Consider the following 20923-nt stretch of genomic DNA (forward strand, 5'->3'; position numbering starts at 1 on the left):
ATAATTTTAGGAGGGGTTTCTAGTATGAAGAAAAAAACAGGTCTTTTATTATCATTAACATTAGCAGCAAGCGCGGTTTTAGGTGCATGTGGTAACTCGGATAAGGCGAGTAGTGACAAGAAAGAAGATAAAGAATTCAAAGTTGGTATGGTAACGGATGTTGGGGGTGTTGATGATAAATCATTCAACCAATCTTCTTGGGAAGGTTTGAAAAAGTTTGGTAAAGATAATGGATTAAAGGAAAAGACAAATTATCGTTACCTACAGTCTGAAAAAGAAGCAGATTATATTCCAAACTTAAAGAAATTTTCAAAAGATAAGTATGATTTATCTTTCGGAATCGGTTATAAATTAGAAGGTGCAATTAAAGAAGTAGCAAAAGAAGCTCCAAAACAACAATTCGCAATTGTGGATACTGTTGTAGATGCACCGAACGTAACGAGCATTACATTTAAAGATCATGAAGGATCATTCCTTGTAGGTGCGGTAGCGGCTATGTCAACAAAATCGAATAAAGTAGGATTTGTTGGTGGAATGAAGAGTGATTTAATTAGTAAATTTGAAAATGGATTTAAAGCTGGTGCAAAGGCAGTAAATCCAAACATTGAAATCGTATCTGAATATGCAGAAGCATTCGATAAGCCTGAAAAAGGTACAGTTCTTGCTTCAGCAATGTACGGTCAAGGCGTAGATGTAATTTATCATGCTGCTGGTGGTACAGGTAACGGTGTGTTCACTGAAGCGAAAAATCGCAAGAAAAAAGGTGAAAATGTTTGGGTAATCGGTGTTGACCGTGACCAACATCAAGAAGGTATGCCTGAGAATGTAACATTAACTTCAATGATAAAACGCGTTGATGTAGCTGTAGAAAAAGTAGCTAAAGAAGCAAAAGATGGAAAGTTAAAAGGTGGAAAAATTGAAGCGTTTGGCTTAAAAGATGACGGTATTGGTATTTCAAAAACAACTGATAACGTGAAAAAAGTTAACTCTGAAATTTTAACAAAAGTAGAAGAATTTGAAAAGAAAATTACAGACGGTGAAATTAAAGTACCAGCTACAGATAAAGAGTATAAAGAATATGAAGCTTCTCTAAAAAAATAAATAGAGAAATAGCAAAGGTTAGTTCATAGAACTAACCTTTGTATGTATAAAACTTCCGAATTGCTTAATAAGTTAATAGTGTAATAGGGGAATGTTCCCTGTTAAAAGGAGGAACAAAATGGAATACGTAATTGAGATGAATAACATTACGAAAGTATTCCCAGGCATTGTAGCGAATGATGATATTACGCTGCAAGTAAAGCAGGGTGAGATACATGCTTTACTTGGCGAAAATGGTGCAGGGAAATCCACATTGATGAATGTACTATTTGGTTTGTACCAACCAGAACAAGGTGAAATTAAAATTAATGGAAAGTCTGTAAACATTACCAATCCGAATGTGGCAAATGACCTTGGTATTGGAATGGTTCATCAGCACTTTATGCTTGTTCATAATTTTACAGTTACAGAGAATATTATTCTCGGAAATGAACCGAAGAAAAAAGGGAAAATTGCTGTTGAAGAAGCTGCTAAAGAAATTCAAAAACTGTCTGAACAATACGGCTTAGCTGTAGATCCATATGCGAAAATACAGGATATTTCAGTTGGTATGCAACAGCGTGTTGAGATTTTGAAAACTCTTTACCGCGGTGCAGAAATTTTAATATTTGATGAACCGACAGCTGTGTTAACACCACAAGAAATTCATGAGCTAATTCAAATTATGAAAAAGCTTGTGCAAGAAGGAAAATCTATCGTTCTTATTACACATAAGTTGAAAGAAATTATGGAAGTTTGCGATCGTTGTACGATTATTCGTAAAGGAAAAGGGATTGGAACGGTTGACGTTGCAAATACGGATGAAAATAAACTTGCAGAATTAATGGTCGGACGTCAAGTGAATTTTAAAACAGAAAAAATAGACGCGAAGCCAAAAGAAGAGGTACTTTCAATTGCAAACCTTGTTGTTCACGATGCACGTCAACTACCTGCTGTAAAAGGCCTTGACTTAACTGTTCGTGCGGGGGAAATTGTTGGGATTGCAGGAATTGATGGAAACGGACAAAGTGAATTAATAGAAGCGATTACTGGTTTACGAAAAGTTGAGTCAGGTTCTATTGCAATTAGAGGAAAAGAAATAACAAATTGGCCTGTTAGAAGAATAACAGAAGAAGGAATTGGTCATATTCCAGAAGATCGTCATAAACACGGCCTTGTTCTTGATTTTTCTGTTAGAGATAATATAGTTCTGCAAACGTACTATAAAAATCCGTTTTCAAAGAAAGGGATTTTAAATTTTAGTAAAATTACAGAAAAAGCAAAGGCACTTATTGAACAGTTTGATGTACGTACACCTAGTGAGCAAACGTTAGCGCGCGCTTTATCTGGGGGGAATCAACAAAAAGCAATTATTGCACGTGAAGTAGACCGTGATCCAGATTTATTAATCGCGGCACAGCCAACACGTGGTTTAGATGTAGGAGCAATTGAATTTATTCATAAGAGATTAATAGAGCAAAGGGATAAAGGAAAAGGTGTATTACTTTTATCACTAGAGTTAGATGAAATCTTAAATGTTAGTGACCGAATTGCTGTTATTTATGAAGGGAAAATTGTAGCAATTGTTGATGCGAAAGAAACGAATGAACAACAGCTTGGATTGTTAATGGCTGGAGGAACAAAGAAGGAGCAGGTGGGTACAAATGGCTAAAAAACTTTTAACAGAACGAACGATAAATATTTTAGTCCCAGTACTATCCGTTATTTTTGGCTTACTTGTCGGAGCAATTGTAATGCTAGTTAGTGGCTATGATCCAATTGTTGGTTATAGTGCACTTTGGACAGGAATGTTCGGTAGCGCAAGTGCGATTGGTGAAACGCTTCGTACAATGATCCCGCTTATTCTTGCTGGTTTATCAGTGGCGTTTGCATTTCGAACAGGTTTATTTAATATCGGGGTAGAGGGCCAATTGCTAGTTGGTTGGCTTGCAGCAGTTTGGTTCGGTTATGCAGTTTCGCTACCAGCTGTTCTTCACATTCCGTTATCAATTTTATTTGCAGCATTGGTAGGTGGAATTTGGGGTTTCATCCCTGGATATTTAAAGGGGAAATTTCAAGTTAATGAAGTTATTGTAACGATTATGATGAACTATATTGCGTTATACGTAACATATGACATTATTAAGCGTTTCTTGCACGAGGGTAATGATAAAACGTACGACATCAAAGCGAGTGCGTCATTATCTTCAGACTGGCTTGCTTCCATCACTGACGGTTCGCGCCTTCACTGGGGAATTGTTGTAGCAATTTTAATCGCTATTTTAATGTGGTTCTTATTAGATCGAACAACTTTAGGGTATGAATTAAAGTCGGTAGGATTTAATCAACATGCCTCCCAATATGCTGGTATGAAAGTTTCTCGCAATGTAGTATTCTCTATGACAATTGCTGGTGCATTTGCAGGGATTGGCGGTGCGATGGAAGGGTTAGGAACATTCCAAAGTATGACAGCAATGTCTTCGTTTACAGGAGTAGGATTTGACGGGATTGCCGTAGCCTTACTTGGGGGGAATAATCCGTTTGGTATTATCCTTTCAGCTTTATTATTTGGTGGTTTGAAAAGTGCTTCCCCTCAAATGAACTTTGAGGCAGATGTACCATCAGAGCTTATTAATGTGATTATTGCATGTATCATCTTCTTTGTTGCATGTAGTTATGTGTTAAGATGGGCGCTTACACGCATGAGCAAGGAGGGGAAATAAATGAGCTTTTTAGATATATTAGCCATTCTTGTGACGGGTACGTTATATACATCAGCACCTATAATTTTTACAGCACTAGGTGGTGTATTTAGTGAACGATCAGGTGTTGTAAATATTGGATTAGAAGGACTAATGCTATTTGGTGCATTTATTGGAGTTGTTACAAACTTATTAATGGGTGATACATGGGGCACGATGACTCCGTGGATTGCGTTATTATTTGCGGCAATTGGTAGTGGGTTATTTGCATTACTTCATGCGGTAGCATCTATTACATTCCGAGCGGATCAAGTTGTAAGTGGTGTAGCAATTAACTTCTTATCTCTTGGTTTAACAGTATTTGCAATTAAGAAGATTTTTGATAAAGGGCAGACTGACTTTATTCAGTATCGTATTGAAAAGATTGATATTCCAGGCCTTTCGGATATTCCGGTTTTAGGGAAAATATTTTTCTCGAACGTACCAATAACGTCGTATATTGCCATTATTTTAGCATTCGTTGTTTGGTATGTTATTTATAAAACACCGTTCGGTCTTCGTCTACGTGCTGTTGGTGAACACCCAATGGCTGCGGATACGATGGGGATTAACGTATATAAAATGCGCTATATTGGAGTCTGTATATCAGGTGTGTTTGCTGGAATTGGTGGAGCGATTTTTGCAATGTCAATTTCTAATAACTTCTCAGGGGCAACTATTACAGGACAAGGTTTCTTAGCTTTAGCGGCTATGATTTTTGGAAAGTGGAATCCACTAGGCGCACTAGGTGCAGCTCTATTCTTTGGTTTTGCGCAATCTCTTAGTGTAACAGGTGGAACAATTCCTGTATTAGATCAAATTCCAAGTGTTTTATTAACGATATTACCATATGTATTCACAATATTAGCACTTGTCGGTTTTGTAGGCCGTTCTGAAGCTCCGAAAGCATTAGGAACTCCTTATGAAAAAGGAAAACGATAAGTATTTTATAAGTATTTTATAAGTATAAAAAAGCTCGCACATTAGTGCGGGCTTTTTTACATAGAATATATGTAATACGGAATTTTACTATGTTCCTTACATATGAAAGTTTTTAGAAAGAGCCTCATGTAAGTATAGTGAGGAAGAAAAGTTGATTTTTCATTTCTAAAAACTGTATATTGAAGAGGAATATTCCTATATACGTAAAGGAGGGCTATAAATGAAACTAATGGAACAACAGTTACATGAGTTAGGTGGTTTGCGAGTACATATTATTCCGACTGATAAATATAAAACAAATACTTTTGTATTTCGTTTTAAAGCACCTTTAAATGAGGAGACGGTGACAGAGCGTGCCCTATTGCCATACGTATTGCAAAGTGCGACAGAAAAGCTTCCTTCTGTAATTCGTCTTCGTCAATATTTAGAAGAATTATACGGATCTTCTTTGGCAGTAGATGTAAGTAAAAAAGGAGAAGACCATATTATCTCTATTTATGTAGACATTGCAAATGAAGTATATTTACATGATGCACCACCGCTATTTGAAAAAGCGCTTTCTATGTTATCGGATATCGTTTTACATCCAGCAACAGAGGGGAATGGTTTTTTACCTTCTATCGTAGAAAGTGAAAAGAGAGCGCTCTTGCAACGAATTGAAGCTACGTACGATGATAAAATGCGCTATGCAAACGAGCGTTTAATTGAAGAAATGTGCAAAGTAGAACCGTATCGTTTAAGTGCACATGGGAAAAAAGAGATTGTTTCTTCTATTACAAATGAAAGTTTGTATCAATATTATCAAAAAGTGTTAGCAGAAGATGAAATGGATCTATACATTATTGGTGATATTTCAGAAAACGCAGTGGATCTTGTAAGTAAGTATTTTTCTATTTCAGCGCGTCCTGCGAGAGAAAGAAATGTACTTCTTCATAAGAGAAATAATGAAGAAAAAGAAGTTGTTGAAAAACAAGAATTAAAACAAAGTAAATTACACATTGGTTATCGTACATTTATTACGTATAAAGACGAAGATTATTTTGCGCTACAATTGTTCAATGGATTGTTTGGAGGATTTTCTCATTCGAAGTTATTCGTTAACGTTCGTGAAAAAAATAGTTTAGCGTACTATGCGGCATCCCGCTTTGAAAGTCATAAAGGCTTATTGTTTGTCATGTCAGGGATCGAAGCGAAAAATTATGAAAAAGCTGTTGAGATTATTAAAGAACAAATGTTAGCGATGCAAAATGGTGATTTTTCTGAAGAAGAGATGCATCAAACGAAAAGTGTTATTCAAAATCAAATATTAGAGGCGATTGATACACCACGCGGATTTGTGGAGATGCTGTATCATGGTATTATTTCAGATCGTACGCGTCCGGTTGAAGAATGGCTTACAGGCATTGAAAGTGTGACGAAAGAAGAGATTGTGAAAGTTGCTAAAAATATTGAACTAGATACAATTTACTTTTTACAAGGAACGGAGGGAGAATAAATGGAGAAAATTGTTTATGAGCAATTAAAAGAGACACTCTATTATGAAAAACTTCCTAATGGATTAGATGTATATATTTTACCAAAGCAAGGATTTAATAAAACATTTGCAACGTTTACGACAAAATATGGTTCTATGGATAATACATTCGTACCATTAGGTAAAGAAGAAATGGTTCGTGTGCCTGATGGAATTGCTCATTTTCTTGAACATAAATTATTTGAAAAAGAAGATCACGATGCTTTCCAATTGTTTAGTAAACAAGGAGCATCAGCAAATGCTTTCACATCTTTCACAAGAACAGCTTACCTGTTTTCATGTACATCAAATGTAGAACAAAATTTAAATACATTGTTAAACTTCGTACAAGAGCCTTACTTCTCTGAAAAAACAGTTGAAAAAGAGAAGGGGATTATTGGGCAAGAAATTCAAATGTATCAAGATAATCCAGATTGGCGCTTATACTTTGGATTAATTGATAGCTTGTTTGTGAAGCACCCAATTAAAATTGATATTGCAGGGACAATCGAGTCTATTAGTAAAATTACGAAAGACTTATTATATGAATGTTATGAAACATTTTATCATCCGAGCAATATGTTATTGTTCGTTGTGGGGGCAATTGATCCAGAGAAAACAATGGATTTAGTACGTGAAAATCAAGCGAAAAAAGATTATAAAAACCAGCCAGAAATTGTACGTTCATTTGAAGAAGAACCAGATGAGGTAAATGAAAAGAAGAAAATTATTTCCATGCCTGTACAAACACCGAAATGTTTAGTTGGTATTAAAGCGACAAATTTAAAAGAAAAAGGGAAAGCCCTTTTAAAACAAGAAATTGCGCTTACGTTACTTTTAGATTATTTATTTGGGAAAAGCTCCGTTCATTACGAATCTTTATATAATGAAGGTCTTATTGATGATTCGTTCTCGTATGATTATACGGAAGAGAATAACTTCGGTTTTGCAATGGTTGGCGGCGATACGAAGCAACCTGATGAGCTGGAAGAGCGTTTGAAAAGCATTTTACTAAATACAAATTATGATCAATTAGATGAGGTGGCATTAGAACGAGTAAAGAAAAAGAAAATAGGTGGCTTTTTACGCTCGTTGAATTCGCCGGAATATATTGCAAATCAATTTACACGATATGCGTTTAATGAATCTAGTCTGTTTGAGGCATTGACTGTATTAGAAAGTTTAACTGTTCAAGATTTACAAGAAGTAGCCAAATTATTATTATCAGAAGAGAAAATGAGTGTTTGTCAAGTTTTACCGAAAAAATAAAAGATTTCATAATAATACCCTCATCTTATCATTGATAAATTGTAAGATGAGGGTATTATTTATAGGAGAAAGATTTTGTTGAAATAAGAGAGGAATTGTATGAAAAAGTATGCATTAGTAACTGGAGGAAGCGGAGGGATTGGCTCTGCTATTTCAAAACAATTAATTCAAGATGGATATACAGTATATGTTCATTATAATAACGGTGAAGAGAAAGTGAACGAGTTGCAGAAAGAATGGGGTGAAGTGATTCCTGTTCAAGCGAATTTAGCTTCTACTGATGGGGCAGAGCAGTTGTGGGAACAAATTGAACATCCTCTTGATGTTATCGTATACGCAGCTGGGAAGAGTATCTTTGGACTCGTAACAGATGTAACGAACGATGAATTGAATTATATGGTAGAACTTCAAGTGAAGAGTATTTATAAATTATTATCAAGGGCGCTGCCATCTATGATTCAGCGGAGAAGTGGTAATATTGTACTTGTTTCTTCTATATGGGGCCAAATCGGCGCATCATGTGAAGTGCTTTACTCGATGGTAAAAGGTGCACAAAATTCATATGTGAAAGCTTTAGCGAAAGAAGTTTCATTAAGTGGATTAAGGGTTAACGCGGTGGCGCCAGGTGCAATTGAAACGGAAATGTTACAAGTATTTTCAGAAGAGGATAAGAATGAAATTGCTGAAGAGATCCCGTTAGGCAGGTTGGGACTACCAGAAGAGGTAGCGAAAACAGTGTCATTCCTCGTATCACCAGGAGCATCTTACATAACTGGACAAATTATCGGAGTAAATGGTGGTTGGCATTGCTAAAAATTTCTTACATAAAAAATGAAAAACTGTACAAATTAAGCATGATTCTATTACTAAGTAGTGAGGTGCTTACACATGTCAGTTTTAGATAATTTTGATCAATGGAAGAGCTTTTTAGGAGAACGTTTAGAACAGGCATCAGGAAAAGGTCTTGATGGTGGTGCTGTATCAGATATGGCATTTCGTGTTGGAGATTATTTAGCAAATGAAGTAGAAGCGCGCAACGATCAAGAGAAATTATTGTCTGAGCTTTGGAAAGTTGCTGATGAACAAGAGCAACATACAATCGCAAACTTAATGGTGAAGTTTGTACAGCATAAGTAAAAAATAGAGAGGAGATTCTCCTCTCTATTTTTTTTGTATAATAATTGAACGGGATAGATTATACATTTAGCTTCCCTATTAAGGTGAAATCATATAATATAGTACGTAGGTGTAAAGTAAGCAAGGGGAGTGATCTTGGATGATTGAATGGTATTTTGAATATGAAATACATAAAAACCGACCTGGCTTGCTTGGTGACGTTTCTTCGTTAATCGGTATGCTCGGCATTAATATTGTCACAATTAATGGTGTAGATAATGCACGACGTGGATTACTCCTTATGTGTGATAATCAAGAGCAAATCTCTAGACTTGAATCAATTTTAAATACGATGGATAACATAACGGTAACGAAATATCGTCCGCCAAAGCTAAGAGATAAGCTAGCGGTTAGACATGGTAGGTACATACAACGAGATGCAGATGATAAGAAGACATTTCGATTTGTACGTGATGAATTAGGGTTACTTGTAGACTTTATGGCTGAAATAATGAAAAAAGAAGGTCATAAACTAATCGGGATACGAGGAATGCCTCGTGTCGGAAAAACAGAATCCATTGTTGCCGCAAGTGTTTGTGCAAATAAAAGATGGTTATTTGTATCATCTACTCTTATTAAGCAAACTGTTCGTAGTCAATTGATTGAAGATGAGTATAGCGACGACAATATTTTTATCTTAGATGGAATCGTGTCAACAAAGCGTGCTAACGAAAGGCATTGGCAGCTTGTTCGTGAAATTATGAGATTACCTGCAACGAAAGTTGTGGAACATCCTGACGTATTTGTGAGTCAGTCAGAATACACATTGGATGATTTTGATTATATTATCGAGTTGCGTAACGATTATGATGAAGAAATTCAATATAATTTAGTAGATGAAATTGAGCAAGGTACGCAAAATAATTTCTCTATGTTTGACTTTTAAAGAAATATTGAGGTGTTAGTAGTGACAGAATTAGGACAAAAGCTGAAAGAAGCAAGAGGAACGAAGGGCTTGTCTATGGATCAGCTGCATGAGATTACAAAAATTCAAAAACGCCATTTAGTAGCGATTGAGGAAGGCAATTATGATGTATTGCCCGGAGCTTTTTATGCGCGTGCATTCATTAAACAATACGCAGATGCGGTTGGGTTAAATGGAGAGGAACTGCTTGTAGAATATCAGAGTACGATACCACAATCTGAAAAACGCGACGTTCCACAAGTATCAACAGGACAGAAAACACAAGAAACAATGCAAAAATCTTCATCATGGCCAATTGCAGATCATATGCCGAAAGTTTTAGTTGCGCTATTAGTTATTGCATTTGGAGTGGTAATTTGGTTTGTTTTCCAAGCGTTAACTGGAAAAGGTGATGAGAAAGTTCCGAATGCTCAAAGTGAGAAAATTGAAGTTAAAAAAGCAGAAAACTCGCCGTTAGATACGAAGAAAGATGAAGTGAAAGCGGAAGAGCCGAAAAAAGAGGAACCAAAGAAAGAAGAGCCAAAGAAAGAGGAACAACCAGCACAACCAACGGGACAAGAAGAAGTAAAAGTAGTTGGTACAACTGGTAAAGTATCTACTTTGGAAATTCATAACAATAAAACATTAGAACTGGAAATATCGGGTAAAGGTGCGAGTTATGTAGACGTTAAAGATGATGCGGGGAATGTGATTCTAAACGCTACAGTACAAGAGGGCCAAATAGAAAAACGTGATGTATCAACATTAAAAGAAGTGCGACTTAATATTGGGAATGCAACGAATGTTGAAGTTAAACTGAATGGCCAAGTGGTCGCTTATCCATTGGATCCAGAAAAAGAACTTCACCAAAGATTGGTGATAAAAAACCAAGGGATAGGGCAACCTGCACAATAATAGTCATCGCCTCGATGACTTTTTTCAATGAACAAATGTTTTTGATATGATGGAGGAATAGCTGTGAATTTACCAAATAAAATTACAATATCTAGAATCTTCTTAATTCCAATTTTTATGGTAATTATGTTAGCGCCCTTTGATTGGGGTTCATACACAATTGGTGATGTTGATTTACCAATTCAACATTTAGTAGGGGCACTTATCTTTATTATTGCTTCGGCTACAGATTGGATTGATGGACATTACGCAAGAAAGTATAATCTTGTAACGAATTTAGGGAAGTTTCTTGACCCGTTAGCTGATAAATTACTTGTTTCAGCAGCGCTTATTACATTAGTTGAGATGCAATACGTACCTGCTTGGATCGTTATTGTAATTATCAGCCGTGAGTTTGCAGTAACTGGTTTACGCCTTGTACTTGCTGGAACAGGAGAAGTAGTGGCAGCAAATCAGTTAGGGAAAATTAAGACGTGGACACAAATTATTGCAATTGCGGCGTATTTATTACACGATGTACCTTTAAATTTAATCCATATCCCAGTTGCTGATATTTTCATATGGATTGCATTAATCTTTACTGTTATTTCAGGGTGGGATTATTTCTGGAAAAATAGAGCTGCTTTTGTAAACTCAAAATAGAAGTTTATGGGGGAATTGGGATGAATGCTGAAATTATTGCGGTTGGAACTGAATTATTACTTGGACAAATTGCAAATACAAATGCCCAGTTTTTATCTGAAAAGTTAGCTTCAATCGGAATTAATGTGTACTACCATACTGTAGTTGGAGATAATAACAAGCGATTACAGCAGGCGATTGAAGTTGCGGAAGAACGTGCTGACATACTTATTTTCACAGGTGGATTAGGCCCGACAAAAGATGATTTGACGAAAGAAACGATATCTTCTAGTTTGGGTGAAGAGCTTGTATATGATGAAAAGGCATTAGCATCGATAAGCGAGTACTTTAAGCGTACAGGTCGCGAGTTCACAGAGAATAATAAAAAGCAAGCGCTCGTTTTGAATGGAGCAACTGTATTTGCGAATGATCACGGCATGGCACCTGGTATGGGGTTAAATAAGAACAGGAAAGTTTATATTTTATTACCAGGACCACCGAAAGAGATGAAGCCGATGTATATAAGTTATGTAGAGCCTTTTTTACGTAACTTTACAACAGGAGAAAACATTTATTCTCGTGTGCTTCGCTTTTTCGGGATCGGGGAATCTCAATTAGAAGTGAAAGTTCAAGATTTAATTGATGGACAAACGAACCCGACAATCGCCCCCCTTGCGAATGATGGAGAAGTGACACTACGTTTAACTGCCAAACATCAAAATGCTGATGAAGCTGCGAAACGCATTCAGCATATGGAAGATTTGATTTTAGAAAGAGTAGGAAAATTTTTCTACGGGTATGATCAAGAGTTTCTGCATGATAAGGCGATAGAGTTATTGAAGAAAAAAGGATTAACTTTAGCGTGTGCAGAAAGTTTAACCGGTGGTCTCTTTGGCAATCAAGTAACAGAAAGTGCTGGTGTGTCTTCAGTATTTAAAGGCGGTATCATTTGTTATCATAATGATGTGAAGCAACATGTTTTACATGTACCTGCGGAAGTGTTGTCTACTGATGGTGCAGTTAGTAAAGAATGTGCTCGTTATCTTGCTGAAAATGTTAAGGGCTTATTAAAAGCGGATATCGGAATTAGTTTCACTGGGGTAGCAGGACCGGATGCTTCAGAACATAAAGAGCCGGGAACAGTATTCGTTGGATTGGCGATTAAGGATGAACCAACTGTAGTCTTTCCTCTTATTTTAAGTGGAAGTCGTCAACAAATTAGGGAACGTTCGGTGAAATATGGATTTTATCATTTATATAAAAAGCTAGAAGAGATATAAGTTTCTTCTAGCTTTTTTTATGGTTAAACTCATTTTTATTTAATGGAAAATAAAAAAATCGAATAAATGTTCGATTTTGTTGGCAAATTGAATTGAAAATAGGTATAATAAGATTAGCAATTGAGTTAAGGAGGAATTTTGAATGAGTGATCGTCAAGCGGCGTTAGATATGGCGTTAAAACAAATAGAGAAGCAATTCGGTAAAGGTTCAATTATGAAATTAGGAGAACAAGCGGAGCGTAGAATTTCTACAATTTCAAGTGGTTCTTTAGCACTTGATGTGGCATTAGGGGTAGGCGGATACCCACGTGGCCGTATTATCGAAATTTATGGACCAGAAAGTTCAGGTAAAACAACAGTTTCATTACACGCAATCGCGGAAGTACAGCGTCAAGGTGGACAAGCAGCGTTTATTGATGCGGAGCATGCAATGGATCCTGTATATGCACAAAAATTAGGCGTTAACATAGATGAATTACTATTATCACAACCTGATACAGGGGAGCAAGGACTAGAAATCGCAGAAGCACTTGTACGAAGTGGCGCGGTTGATATTATCGTAATTGACTCTGTAGCAGCTCTTGTACCGAAAGCTGAGATTGAAGGAGACATGGGTGACTCACACGTAGGTCTACAAGCTCGTTTAATGTCTCAAGCACTTCGTAAGCTGTCAGGTGCAATCAATAAATCAAAAACAATCGCAATCTTTATTAACCAAATTCGTGAAAAAGTTGGGGTTATGTTCGGGAACCCAGAAACAACTCCAGGTGGTCGTGCGTTGAAATTCTATTCAACAGTTCGTCTTGAAGTGCGTCGTGCGGAGCAATTAAAGCAAGGTAACGACATCGTTGGTAATAAAACAAAAGTAAAAGTAGTTAAAAATAAAGTGGCACCACCATTCCGTGTTGCTGAAGTTGATATTATGTACGGAGAAGGTATTTCAAGAGAAGGTGAAATCTTAGATATGGCTTCTGAACTTGATATCGTTCAAAAGAGTGGTGCTTGGTACTCTTATAATGAAGAGCGTTTAGGGCAAGGTCGTGAAAATTCGAAGCAATTCTTAAAAGAGAATACGGATTTAAGAGAGGAAATTGCCTTCTTTGTTCGTGACCATCACGGAATTGGTGAAGACTCTGGTGCTGAAGAAACGGAAGATTCAAATCTTCAAGATTAAAAAATAAAAGACACGGTTCCGTGTCTTTTATTTTTAATTATTATGAAAGCGTTGTATATCGTTGGAGATAAAATATTTAATCTGCCTAAAAGGCTATGTATAAAGAGGGATATATGCATGTTTTGTATGCATAAACTGGAATTCACTAAGGTTTTCCAGGATAATATGCTGTCTTCTTTTTAAATTCATATATGAATTAGAGCTGAAGGTAAAGAAAGTAAAAGTAGACAACGCTTGACAATGAAAATTGCGATAGATACAATGAGAATGTATATTTTTTCTTATATACGAAACACTCTTCTCAAGAAGAGAAGTAATATTCGGAGTAAGACTTAAATCTTGCCGAAATAATAATATGACATTTTAATTGTGAAATGAAGAAAGTCCCTTAAAAAAGCGGGACGACGGTCTTTGCTGTATGTTGGTATTCAATGTACATGCCGACAGTCTTTTTTCATTCATAGCAAGGGGAGGTGAAATCATGAGTAGTACAGTTTGGATACTCATCTCCATTTTGCTTGCAACAGTCGGTGCAGTTGTTGGCTTTTTTGTTCGAAAGTCTATTGCTGAAGCGAAGATTAATGGTGCAGCTAACGAAGCGAAACGTATTCTAGACGAAGCGAATCGTGAGGCTGAAGCACTTAAGAAAGAGGCGCTTTTAGAAGCAAAGGATGAAATTCATACACTTCGTACAGAAGCTGAATTAGAAATTCGTGACCGTAGAAGCGAATTACAAAAACAAGAAAATCGTTTAATGCAAAAAGAAGAGAACCTTGATCGTAAAGACGAAACGCTCGATAAACGCGAGCGACAGTTAGAAAAGAAAGAGGAATCTCTTGTAGCGAGACAACAACAGATTGAAGAGTTGGAAAGCAAAGTGGGAGAGTTAGTTCAAAAGCAACAAACAGAATTAGAGCGCATTTCCAATCTGACACGCGAACAAGCGAAAGCAATTATTCTTGGTAAAGTAGAAAGTGAAGTTTCTCATGAAATTGCCGTAATGGTAAAAGAAAGTGAAGTTCGTGCGAAAGAAGAAGCGGATAAGAAAGCAAAAGAGATTTTATCTCTTGCAATGCAAAGGTGTGCAGCTGATCATGTTGCTGAAACAACCGTTTCGGTTGTAAATCTTCCAAATGACGAAATGAAGGGACGTATTATCGGACGTGAAGGTCGAAATATTCGTACGTTAGAAACGTTAACAGGTATTGACCTAATTATCGATGATACACCAGAAGCGGTTATCCTTTCTGGATTCGACCCAATTCGTCGTGAAACAGCTCGTATCGCTCTTGATAAACTAGTACAGGACGGACGTATTCACCCAGCGCGTATTGAAGAGATGGTCGAAAAATCAAGACGTGAAGTGGACGAGTATATTCGCGAAGTCGGAGAGCAAACAACGTTTGAAGTGGGTGTTCACGGATTACATCCAGATTTAATTAAGATTTTAGGTCGTTTAAAATACCGTACAAGTTACGGACAAAACGTCTTAAAACACTCTATGGAAGTTGCATATTTAACTGGACTTATGGCAGCGGAGCTTGGTGAGGATGAAAAACTAGCAAGACGTGCTGGTCTATTACATGATATCGGTAAAGCAATTGATCATGAAGTAGAAGGTAGCCACGTTGAAATTGGTGTCGAACTCGCAACGAAGTATAAAGAGCATCCTGTAGTTATAAACAGTATTGCATCTCACCATGGGGACACAGAACCAACTTCTATCATTGCAGTTTTAGTTGCAGCAGCAGATGCATTATCAGCTGCAAGACCTGGAGCTCGTAGTGAAACACTTGAGAACTATATTCGTCGTCTTGAAAAGTTGGAAGAGATTTCAGAGTCTTATGAAGGCGTAGAAAAATCTTTCGCAATTCAAGCAGGACGAGAAGTTCGTATTCTGGTAAAACCAGATACAATTGATGATTTAGAAGCTCATCGTTTAGCTCGTGATATTCGAAAACGTATTGAGAATGAACTGGATTACCCAGGACATATTAAAGTAACTGTTATTCGTGAAACACGTGCAGTGGAATACGCAAAATAAAGTGGTGAAACACCACTTTATTTTTTTGTGTTGGAATTGGTTAAAATAAAGGGAATTAGTATACAAGTGAAACAAACTTATAATAAATATATTGTAAGGAAATCACTTGAAGCTATAGTAATAAAAAATGTAGTACATAGGAAGGGTAAGACATATGAGAATATTATTTGTTGGGGATGTAGTAGGATCTCCTGGTAGAGGTATGATTCAACAATACGTACCGGCATTAAAGAAGAAATATACACCTACAGTAACCATTATTAATGGAGAAAATGCAGCAGGTGGACGTGGAATTACGGAAAAAATATATCGAAACTTTTTAGAATGCGGGGCACAAGCGGTTACACTTGGAAACCACGCTTGGGATAACCGTGAAGTATTTGAATTTATTGATGATGCAAAATATCTTGCAAGACCAGCTAACTTCCCAGAAGGAACTCCAGGGAAAGGACTTATCTTTGTGAACTGCAATGGAACAGAAGTGGCAGTTATTAACCTACAAGGACGTACATTCCTTCCTCCAATTGATTGTCCATTCCGTAAAGTGGATGAATTAATTAACATTGCAAAAAAACGTACGAATATTATCTTTATTGATTTTCATGCGGAAACTACAAGTGAAAAACAAGCGTTAGGTTGGTATGTAGATGGTCGTGCTACAGCAGTAGTGGGTACACATACACATGTTCCTACAGCAGATAATCGTATTTTACCAAGCGGAACTGCATATATCACAGATGTTGGTATGACAGGTCCTTACGATGGGATTTTAGGTATGGATCGAGAAGCGGTATTGAAGAAGTTTTTAACAAACTTACCAGTACGATTTGAAGTGACAAGTGGTAGAACACAATTAAGTGCAGTGCTAGTTGATGTGGATCCTAATACAGGAAAAGCTAAGAAAATCCAGCGTATCTTAATTAATGATGATCAGCCATTTTTTGAGTAATTTCCGGGTAAGATTTAGAAAAGTTATTATTTTTTAATTTTTTAGAAAAATTACAGAAATTTAGCAGGAATACGCGTCATTCCTCGTGAATATAAGTTAAAGTGAAATAATTGCTAATACTTTTTATAGAAACGAGGAGGAAACGCGGAATGGAAATATTAAAAGTTAAAGCAACGTCGGTCCCTAATTCTGTAGCTGGTGCACTTGCAGGTGTTATTCGCGAACGCGGAACAGCAGAAATTCAAGCCATTGGTGCAGGTGCATTGAACCAAGCGGTAAAGGCAGTAGCAATTGCAAGAGGATTTGTAGCGCCTAGTGGTTTAGACCTGATTTGTATCCCAGCGTTCACAGATATTATGATTGATGGGGAAGAGCGTACAGCAATAAAATTAATTGTAGAACCTCGTTAAGTTTAAACAACCTGTTTGCAGTATGCAAACAGGTTGTTTTTATAATGGAGGAATGGAAATGAAAATTTTTGATGCTCATTGTGATGTACTCTTTCGGTTATGGAGTGCACAGGGGAAAAAGGATTTTAAAAACGATCCGCAATTACATATTACATTTGAACAGTTAAAGAAAAGAAAAGGAAGTATACAATGTTTTGCTATATATGTGCCAGAAACGGTGCTATACGAAAAACGATTTGAAGTGGCATTACAAATGGTAGATATTTTTTATAATGAAATTTTATCATTACCGGGTGTAAAGTTTATTCAGACAAAAGATGATATTAACATGTTAAAACAGGACGAGATTGGAGCGATATTAACACTAGAAGGATGCGAAGCAATTGGAAAAGATGCAATGAAATTACGGTTGTTTTATCGTCTAGGAGTACGTTCATTTGGACTAACATGGAATTATGCCAATTTATTAGCTGATGGTGCGCTAGAGACACGTGGGGCGGGTTTAACGACCTTTGGTAAACATGTTGTACAAGAACTTAATACGTTACATGTATGGACCGATGTGTCGCATCTGAATGAAAGAAGCTTTTGGGATGTGATAGAAATTGCAAAAAATCCTATTGCCTCCCATTCTAATTGTACGAAACTTTGTCAGCACCCACGTAATTTAAACGATGAACAACTTAGAGCTCTTATAAAGCGAAATAGCATGATCGGTGTTACTTTCGTACCACAGTTTCTAATAAGTGAAAAACAAGCGAATATAGCAGATATAGTAAAACATATCGAATATATTTGTTCATTAGGTGGAGAGAACAATATAGGGTTTGGTTCGGATTTTGATGGGATATTAGAAACAGTTGTAAATGTATCAACGTATGGAGAATATGAAAATGTAATTAATGAGCTTTGTAAACACTATGCTGCATCTACTGTAGAGCGATTTTTATATGATAATTTTGTTGAACATATAAGCTTTTAAGATTTTTGTTTTAAAAATCCAGAAAAATTAGAATTAATTCATTTGATATTATTGCTTTTTTTAAGACCTAATACTAGAATGAAAAACAAAATAGCTTTATACTAAAGATTCAGGGAAATCAGAAGAGGCATAATTTGCGTCCGTTGTAGTTTATTTGTATAAAAAATGCTAAACTATTACTGTAAAAAAATACACTACAATGAATGCAGCCAAAAGGGGTGTAGGAGATGATTAGTCAACTTTCATGGAAAGTTGGAGGCCAACAAGGTGAAGGAATTGAAAGTACAGGAGAAATCTTCTGTATTGCATTAAACCGATTAGGATATTACCTATACGGTTACCGCCACTTCTCATCACGTATTAAAGGCGGCCATACAAATAATAAAATTCGTGTAAGTACAACAGAAGTACGCGCGATCTCAGATGATTTAGATATTTTAATTGCTTTTGATCAAGAAACAATTGATTTTAACTTCCACGAACTACGTCCAGGTGGAATTGTAGTTGCGGATGCGAAATTTAATCCAACAATACCTGATAATACAGATGTAAATCTATATGTGATACCGTTTACAGATATTGCTTCAGAATTAGGTACATCATTAATGAAAAACATGGTTGCTGTTGGGGCATCAAGTGCGGTATTAGGATTAGATGAAACAGCTTATTTAAATGTTGTTGAAGAGATCTTTGGTCGTAAAGGAGAGCAAGTCGTTCAAAAGAATATGGACGCAATTAAACGTGGCTCTCAATATATGAAAGAGTTGCTAGGTGAGAAAGTTAACATGATGCAGCTTGAAAAAGCTGATGGTAAGAAACGCATGTTTATGATTGGAAACGATGCAATCGCATTTGGTGCGGTAGCTGGTGGTGCTCGCTTTATGTCTGCATATCCAATTACACCTGCATCTGAAATTATGGAATACTTAATTAAAAAATTACCAAAAGTTGGCGGAACAGTAATCCAAACTGAGGATGAAATTGCAGCTTGTACAATGGCAATCGGTGCAAACTATGCTGGTGTTCGTACATTAACTGCATCTGCTGGTCCGGGTCTATCTTTAATGATGGAAGCGATTGGTTTAGCGGGGATTACAGAAACACCATTAGTAATTGTGGATACACAACGTGGTGGTCCAAGTACAGGATTACCAACGAAACAAGAGCAGTCGGATTTAATGGCGATGATTTACGGTACGCACGGTGAGATTCCAAAAATCGTAATGGCGCCAAGTACAGTTGAAGAAGCTTTCTATGATATTGTAGAAGCATTTAACCTAGCTGAAGAATATCAAGTACCTGTTATTTTCTTAACGGATTTACAGCTTTCTCTAGGAAAACAAACTGTAGAACCGCTTACGTTAGATAAGGTGGAAATTCGTCGCGGTAAGCTTGATTTAGAAGCGGAATTACCAGAACGTGAAAATAAAGCATACTTCAAGCGTTATGAAGTAACCGAAGATGGCGTTTCACCACGTGTTTTACCTGGTATGAAAAATGGTGTTCACCATGTTACAGGTGTAGAACATGATGAAACTGGTAAACCATCTGAATCAGCAATAAACCGTAAAGATCAAATGGACAAACGTTTCCGTAAAATGGAGAACTTGAAGTTTAACACCCCTGTCTATAAAAATGTTAAGCATAAAGAAGCGGACGTATTGCTTGTTGGGTTTAACTCAACTCGTGGTGCAATCGAAGAGGCAATGGAGCGCTTAGAACAAGAGGGTATGAAAGTAAACCATGCTCATGTACGTTTAGTTCACCCGTTCCCAACAGCTGAAATCGATCCACTTGTGAAAAATGCGACGCGTGTTGTAGTGGTAGAAAACAACGCAACAGGTCAGCTTGCTAACATTATGAAAATGAATCTTGGTAACGGTGAGAAAATTTCTAGTCTTTTAAAATATGATGGGAACCCATTCTTGCCGAAAGAGATTTACAACGAATGCAAAAAAGGGGTTGTATTAAATGGCAACATTTAAGGACTTTCGTAACAGCGTAAAACCAAACTGGTGCCCAGGTTGCGGAGACTTCTCGGTGCAAGCTGCAATTCAACGTGCGGCAGCTAACGTTGGTTTAAATCCAGATGAACTTGCTGTTATCTCCGGTATCGGCTGTTCAGGTCGTATTTCAGGTTATATTAATTCATATGGTGTGCATAGTATTCATGGTCGTGCCCTTCCAATTGCACAAGGTGTGAAAATGGCAAATCGTGATTTAACAGTTATCGCATCAGGTGGTGACGGTGATGGATTTGCGATTGGTATGGGACATACAATCCATTCTATTCGTCGTAACATCGACATTACGTACATCGTAATGGATAACCAAATTTACGGATTAACAAAAGGGCAAACTTCACCGCGTAGTGAAGCTGGATTTAAAACGAAAAGCACACCACAAGGTTCAATTGAACCGTCACTAAATGTTATGGAAATGGCTTTAACAGCTGGTGCTACATTTGTGGCGCAAAGCTTTTCAAGTGATTTAAAAGAACTAACACAAATTATTGAAGCTGGTATTAACCATAAAGGATTTTCATTAATTAACGTATACAGCCCATGTGTTACTTACAATAAAGTAAATACTTACGATTGGTTTAAAGAGAATTTAACAAAACTAAGTACAGTAGAGGGATATGATCCGTCTAATCGCATGATGGCTATGCAAACGTTAATGGAAAATAACGGATTAGTAACAGGTTTAATATATCAAAATACAGCGCAACCTTCATACCAAGAACTTGTAAAAGGCTATAGTGAGAAGCCTTTAGTGCAAGCTGATTTAAATATGGATCAGAAAATGTTTGATGAACTCGTAGCTGAATTTATGTAGTGTAAGAAGAGGAGGTTGCCATTTGGTAACCTTTTTTTATGAGTAAAAAATATAGGATAGTCTTGTTTACTTAGAAAATTCAGAA

At 36.7% G+C, this 20923-nt stretch carries 19 protein-coding genes; all 19 read left to right on the forward strand.

The window, feature by feature from the left end; translation table 11 throughout:
* Nucleotides 1-24 precede the first annotated feature (24 nt).
* The 19 genes from AC1Q8N_RS12500 to AC1Q8N_RS12590 all read left to right on the forward strand — a co-directional run bounded on the left by AC1Q8N_RS12500 (nucleotide 25) and on the right by AC1Q8N_RS12590 (nucleotide 20838).
* Nucleotides 25-1101, forward strand: coding sequence for a BMP family lipoprotein (locus tag AC1Q8N_RS12500; RefSeq protein ID WP_493521187.1), 1077 nt, complete (start codon nucleotides 25-27; stop codon nucleotides 1099-1101).
* Nucleotides 1102-1219: 118 nt separating this feature from the next.
* The gene (locus AC1Q8N_RS12505) at nucleotides 1220-2752 is read left to right on the forward strand and encodes an ABC transporter ATP-binding protein (protein WP_098132038.1); all 1533 of its coding nucleotides are present in this window, start codon (nucleotides 1220-1222) and stop codon (nucleotides 2750-2752) included.
* A complete protein-coding gene (locus AC1Q8N_RS12510) occupies nucleotides 2745-3803 on the forward strand; it encodes an ABC transporter permease (protein WP_098079077.1) in 1059 nt (352 codons plus the stop codon). Before AC1Q8N_RS12505 ends, AC1Q8N_RS12510 begins: the two co-directional genes overlap by 8 nt.
* The gene (locus AC1Q8N_RS12515) at nucleotides 3804-4763 is read left to right on the forward strand and encodes an ABC transporter permease (protein WP_000008857.1); all 960 of its coding nucleotides are present in this window, start codon (nucleotides 3804-3806) and stop codon (nucleotides 4761-4763) included.
* Between the two features lie 220 nt (nucleotides 4764-4983).
* Nucleotides 4984-6258 (forward strand): EF-P 5-aminopentanol modification-associated protein YfmF, encoded by a 1275-nt coding sequence (gene yfmF, locus AC1Q8N_RS12520; RefSeq protein WP_048545971.1) that lies wholly within the window; start codon nucleotides 4984-4986, stop codon nucleotides 6256-6258.
* Complete coding sequence (gene yfmH / locus AC1Q8N_RS12525; protein WP_048545969.1) at nucleotides 6259-7545, forward strand: EF-P 5-aminopentanol modification-associated protein YfmH; 1287 nt, start codon at nucleotides 6259-6261, stop codon at nucleotides 7543-7545. It begins immediately after the preceding gene.
* A 99-nt stretch (nucleotides 7546-7644) separates the two neighbouring features.
* Nucleotides 7645-8358: an elongation factor P 5-aminopentanone reductase gene (gene ymfI / locus AC1Q8N_RS12530; RefSeq protein WP_000759593.1), complete on the forward strand. Its 714-nt coding sequence runs from the start codon at nucleotides 7645-7647 to the stop codon at nucleotides 8356-8358.
* A 75-nt stretch (nucleotides 8359-8433) separates the two neighbouring features.
* A complete protein-coding gene (locus tag AC1Q8N_RS12535) occupies nucleotides 8434-8682 on the forward strand; it encodes a DUF3243 domain-containing protein (protein WP_000114455.1) in 249 nt (82 codons plus the stop codon).
* A gap of 139 nt (nucleotides 8683-8821) precedes the next feature.
* Nucleotides 8822-9607 carry a DUF3388 domain-containing protein gene (locus AC1Q8N_RS12540; protein WP_000574107.1) on the forward strand — a complete coding sequence of 262 codons (786 nt, stop codon included), beginning with the start codon at nucleotides 8822-8824 and terminating at the stop codon, nucleotides 9605-9607.
* 21 nt (nucleotides 9608-9628) lie between these two features.
* Complete coding sequence (locus AC1Q8N_RS12545) at nucleotides 9629-10540, forward strand: helix-turn-helix domain-containing protein (protein WP_000137490.1); 912 nt, start codon at nucleotides 9629-9631, stop codon at nucleotides 10538-10540.
* A gap of 63 nt (nucleotides 10541-10603) precedes the next feature.
* A complete protein-coding gene (gene pgsA, locus AC1Q8N_RS12550) occupies nucleotides 10604-11182 on the forward strand; it encodes a CDP-diacylglycerol--glycerol-3-phosphate 3-phosphatidyltransferase (RefSeq protein ID WP_046956497.1) in 579 nt (192 codons plus the stop codon).
* Nucleotides 11183-11202: 20 nt separating this feature from the next.
* Nucleotides 11203-12441 carry a competence/damage-inducible protein CinA gene (cinA, locus tag AC1Q8N_RS12555; protein WP_098079080.1) on the forward strand — a complete coding sequence of 413 codons (1239 nt, stop codon included), beginning with the start codon at nucleotides 11203-11205 and terminating at the stop codon, nucleotides 12439-12441.
* 142 nt (nucleotides 12442-12583) lie between these two features.
* A complete protein-coding gene (recA, locus tag AC1Q8N_RS12560) occupies nucleotides 12584-13615 on the forward strand; it encodes a recombinase RecA (RefSeq protein WP_048545964.1) in 1032 nt (343 codons plus the stop codon).
* 481 nt (nucleotides 13616-14096) lie between these two features.
* On the forward strand, nucleotides 14097-15659 hold the full coding sequence (gene rny, locus AC1Q8N_RS12565) for a ribonuclease Y (protein ID WP_048545962.1): 1563 nt from the start codon (nucleotides 14097-14099) through the stop codon (nucleotides 15657-15659).
* A 154-nt stretch (nucleotides 15660-15813) separates the two neighbouring features.
* A complete protein-coding gene (locus tag AC1Q8N_RS12570) occupies nucleotides 15814-16608 on the forward strand; it encodes a TIGR00282 family metallophosphoesterase (protein ID WP_001221093.1) in 795 nt (264 codons plus the stop codon).
* Nucleotides 16609-16757: 149 nt separating this feature from the next.
* The gene (gene spoVS, locus AC1Q8N_RS12575) at nucleotides 16758-17018 is read left to right on the forward strand and encodes a stage V sporulation protein SpoVS (RefSeq protein ID WP_000404341.1); all 261 of its coding nucleotides are present in this window, start codon (nucleotides 16758-16760) and stop codon (nucleotides 17016-17018) included.
* 58 nt (nucleotides 17019-17076) lie between these two features.
* Entirely contained in the window at nucleotides 17077-18000 is a 924-nt protein-coding gene (locus AC1Q8N_RS12580) for a dipeptidase (RefSeq protein WP_048545959.1), read from the forward strand.
* A gap of 227 nt (nucleotides 18001-18227) precedes the next feature.
* A complete protein-coding gene (locus AC1Q8N_RS12585; protein ID WP_098079082.1) occupies nucleotides 18228-19985 on the forward strand; it encodes a 2-oxoacid:acceptor oxidoreductase subunit alpha in 1758 nt (585 codons plus the stop codon).
* Entirely contained in the window at nucleotides 19972-20838 is an 867-nt protein-coding gene (locus AC1Q8N_RS12590; protein WP_000190158.1) for a 2-oxoacid:ferredoxin oxidoreductase subunit beta, read from the forward strand. Before AC1Q8N_RS12585 ends, AC1Q8N_RS12590 begins: the two co-directional genes overlap by 14 nt.
* Nucleotides 20839-20923: the final 85 nt, after the last annotated feature.

It is taken from the genome of Bacillus sp. GW823-FHT06B01, assembly GCF_058952315.1.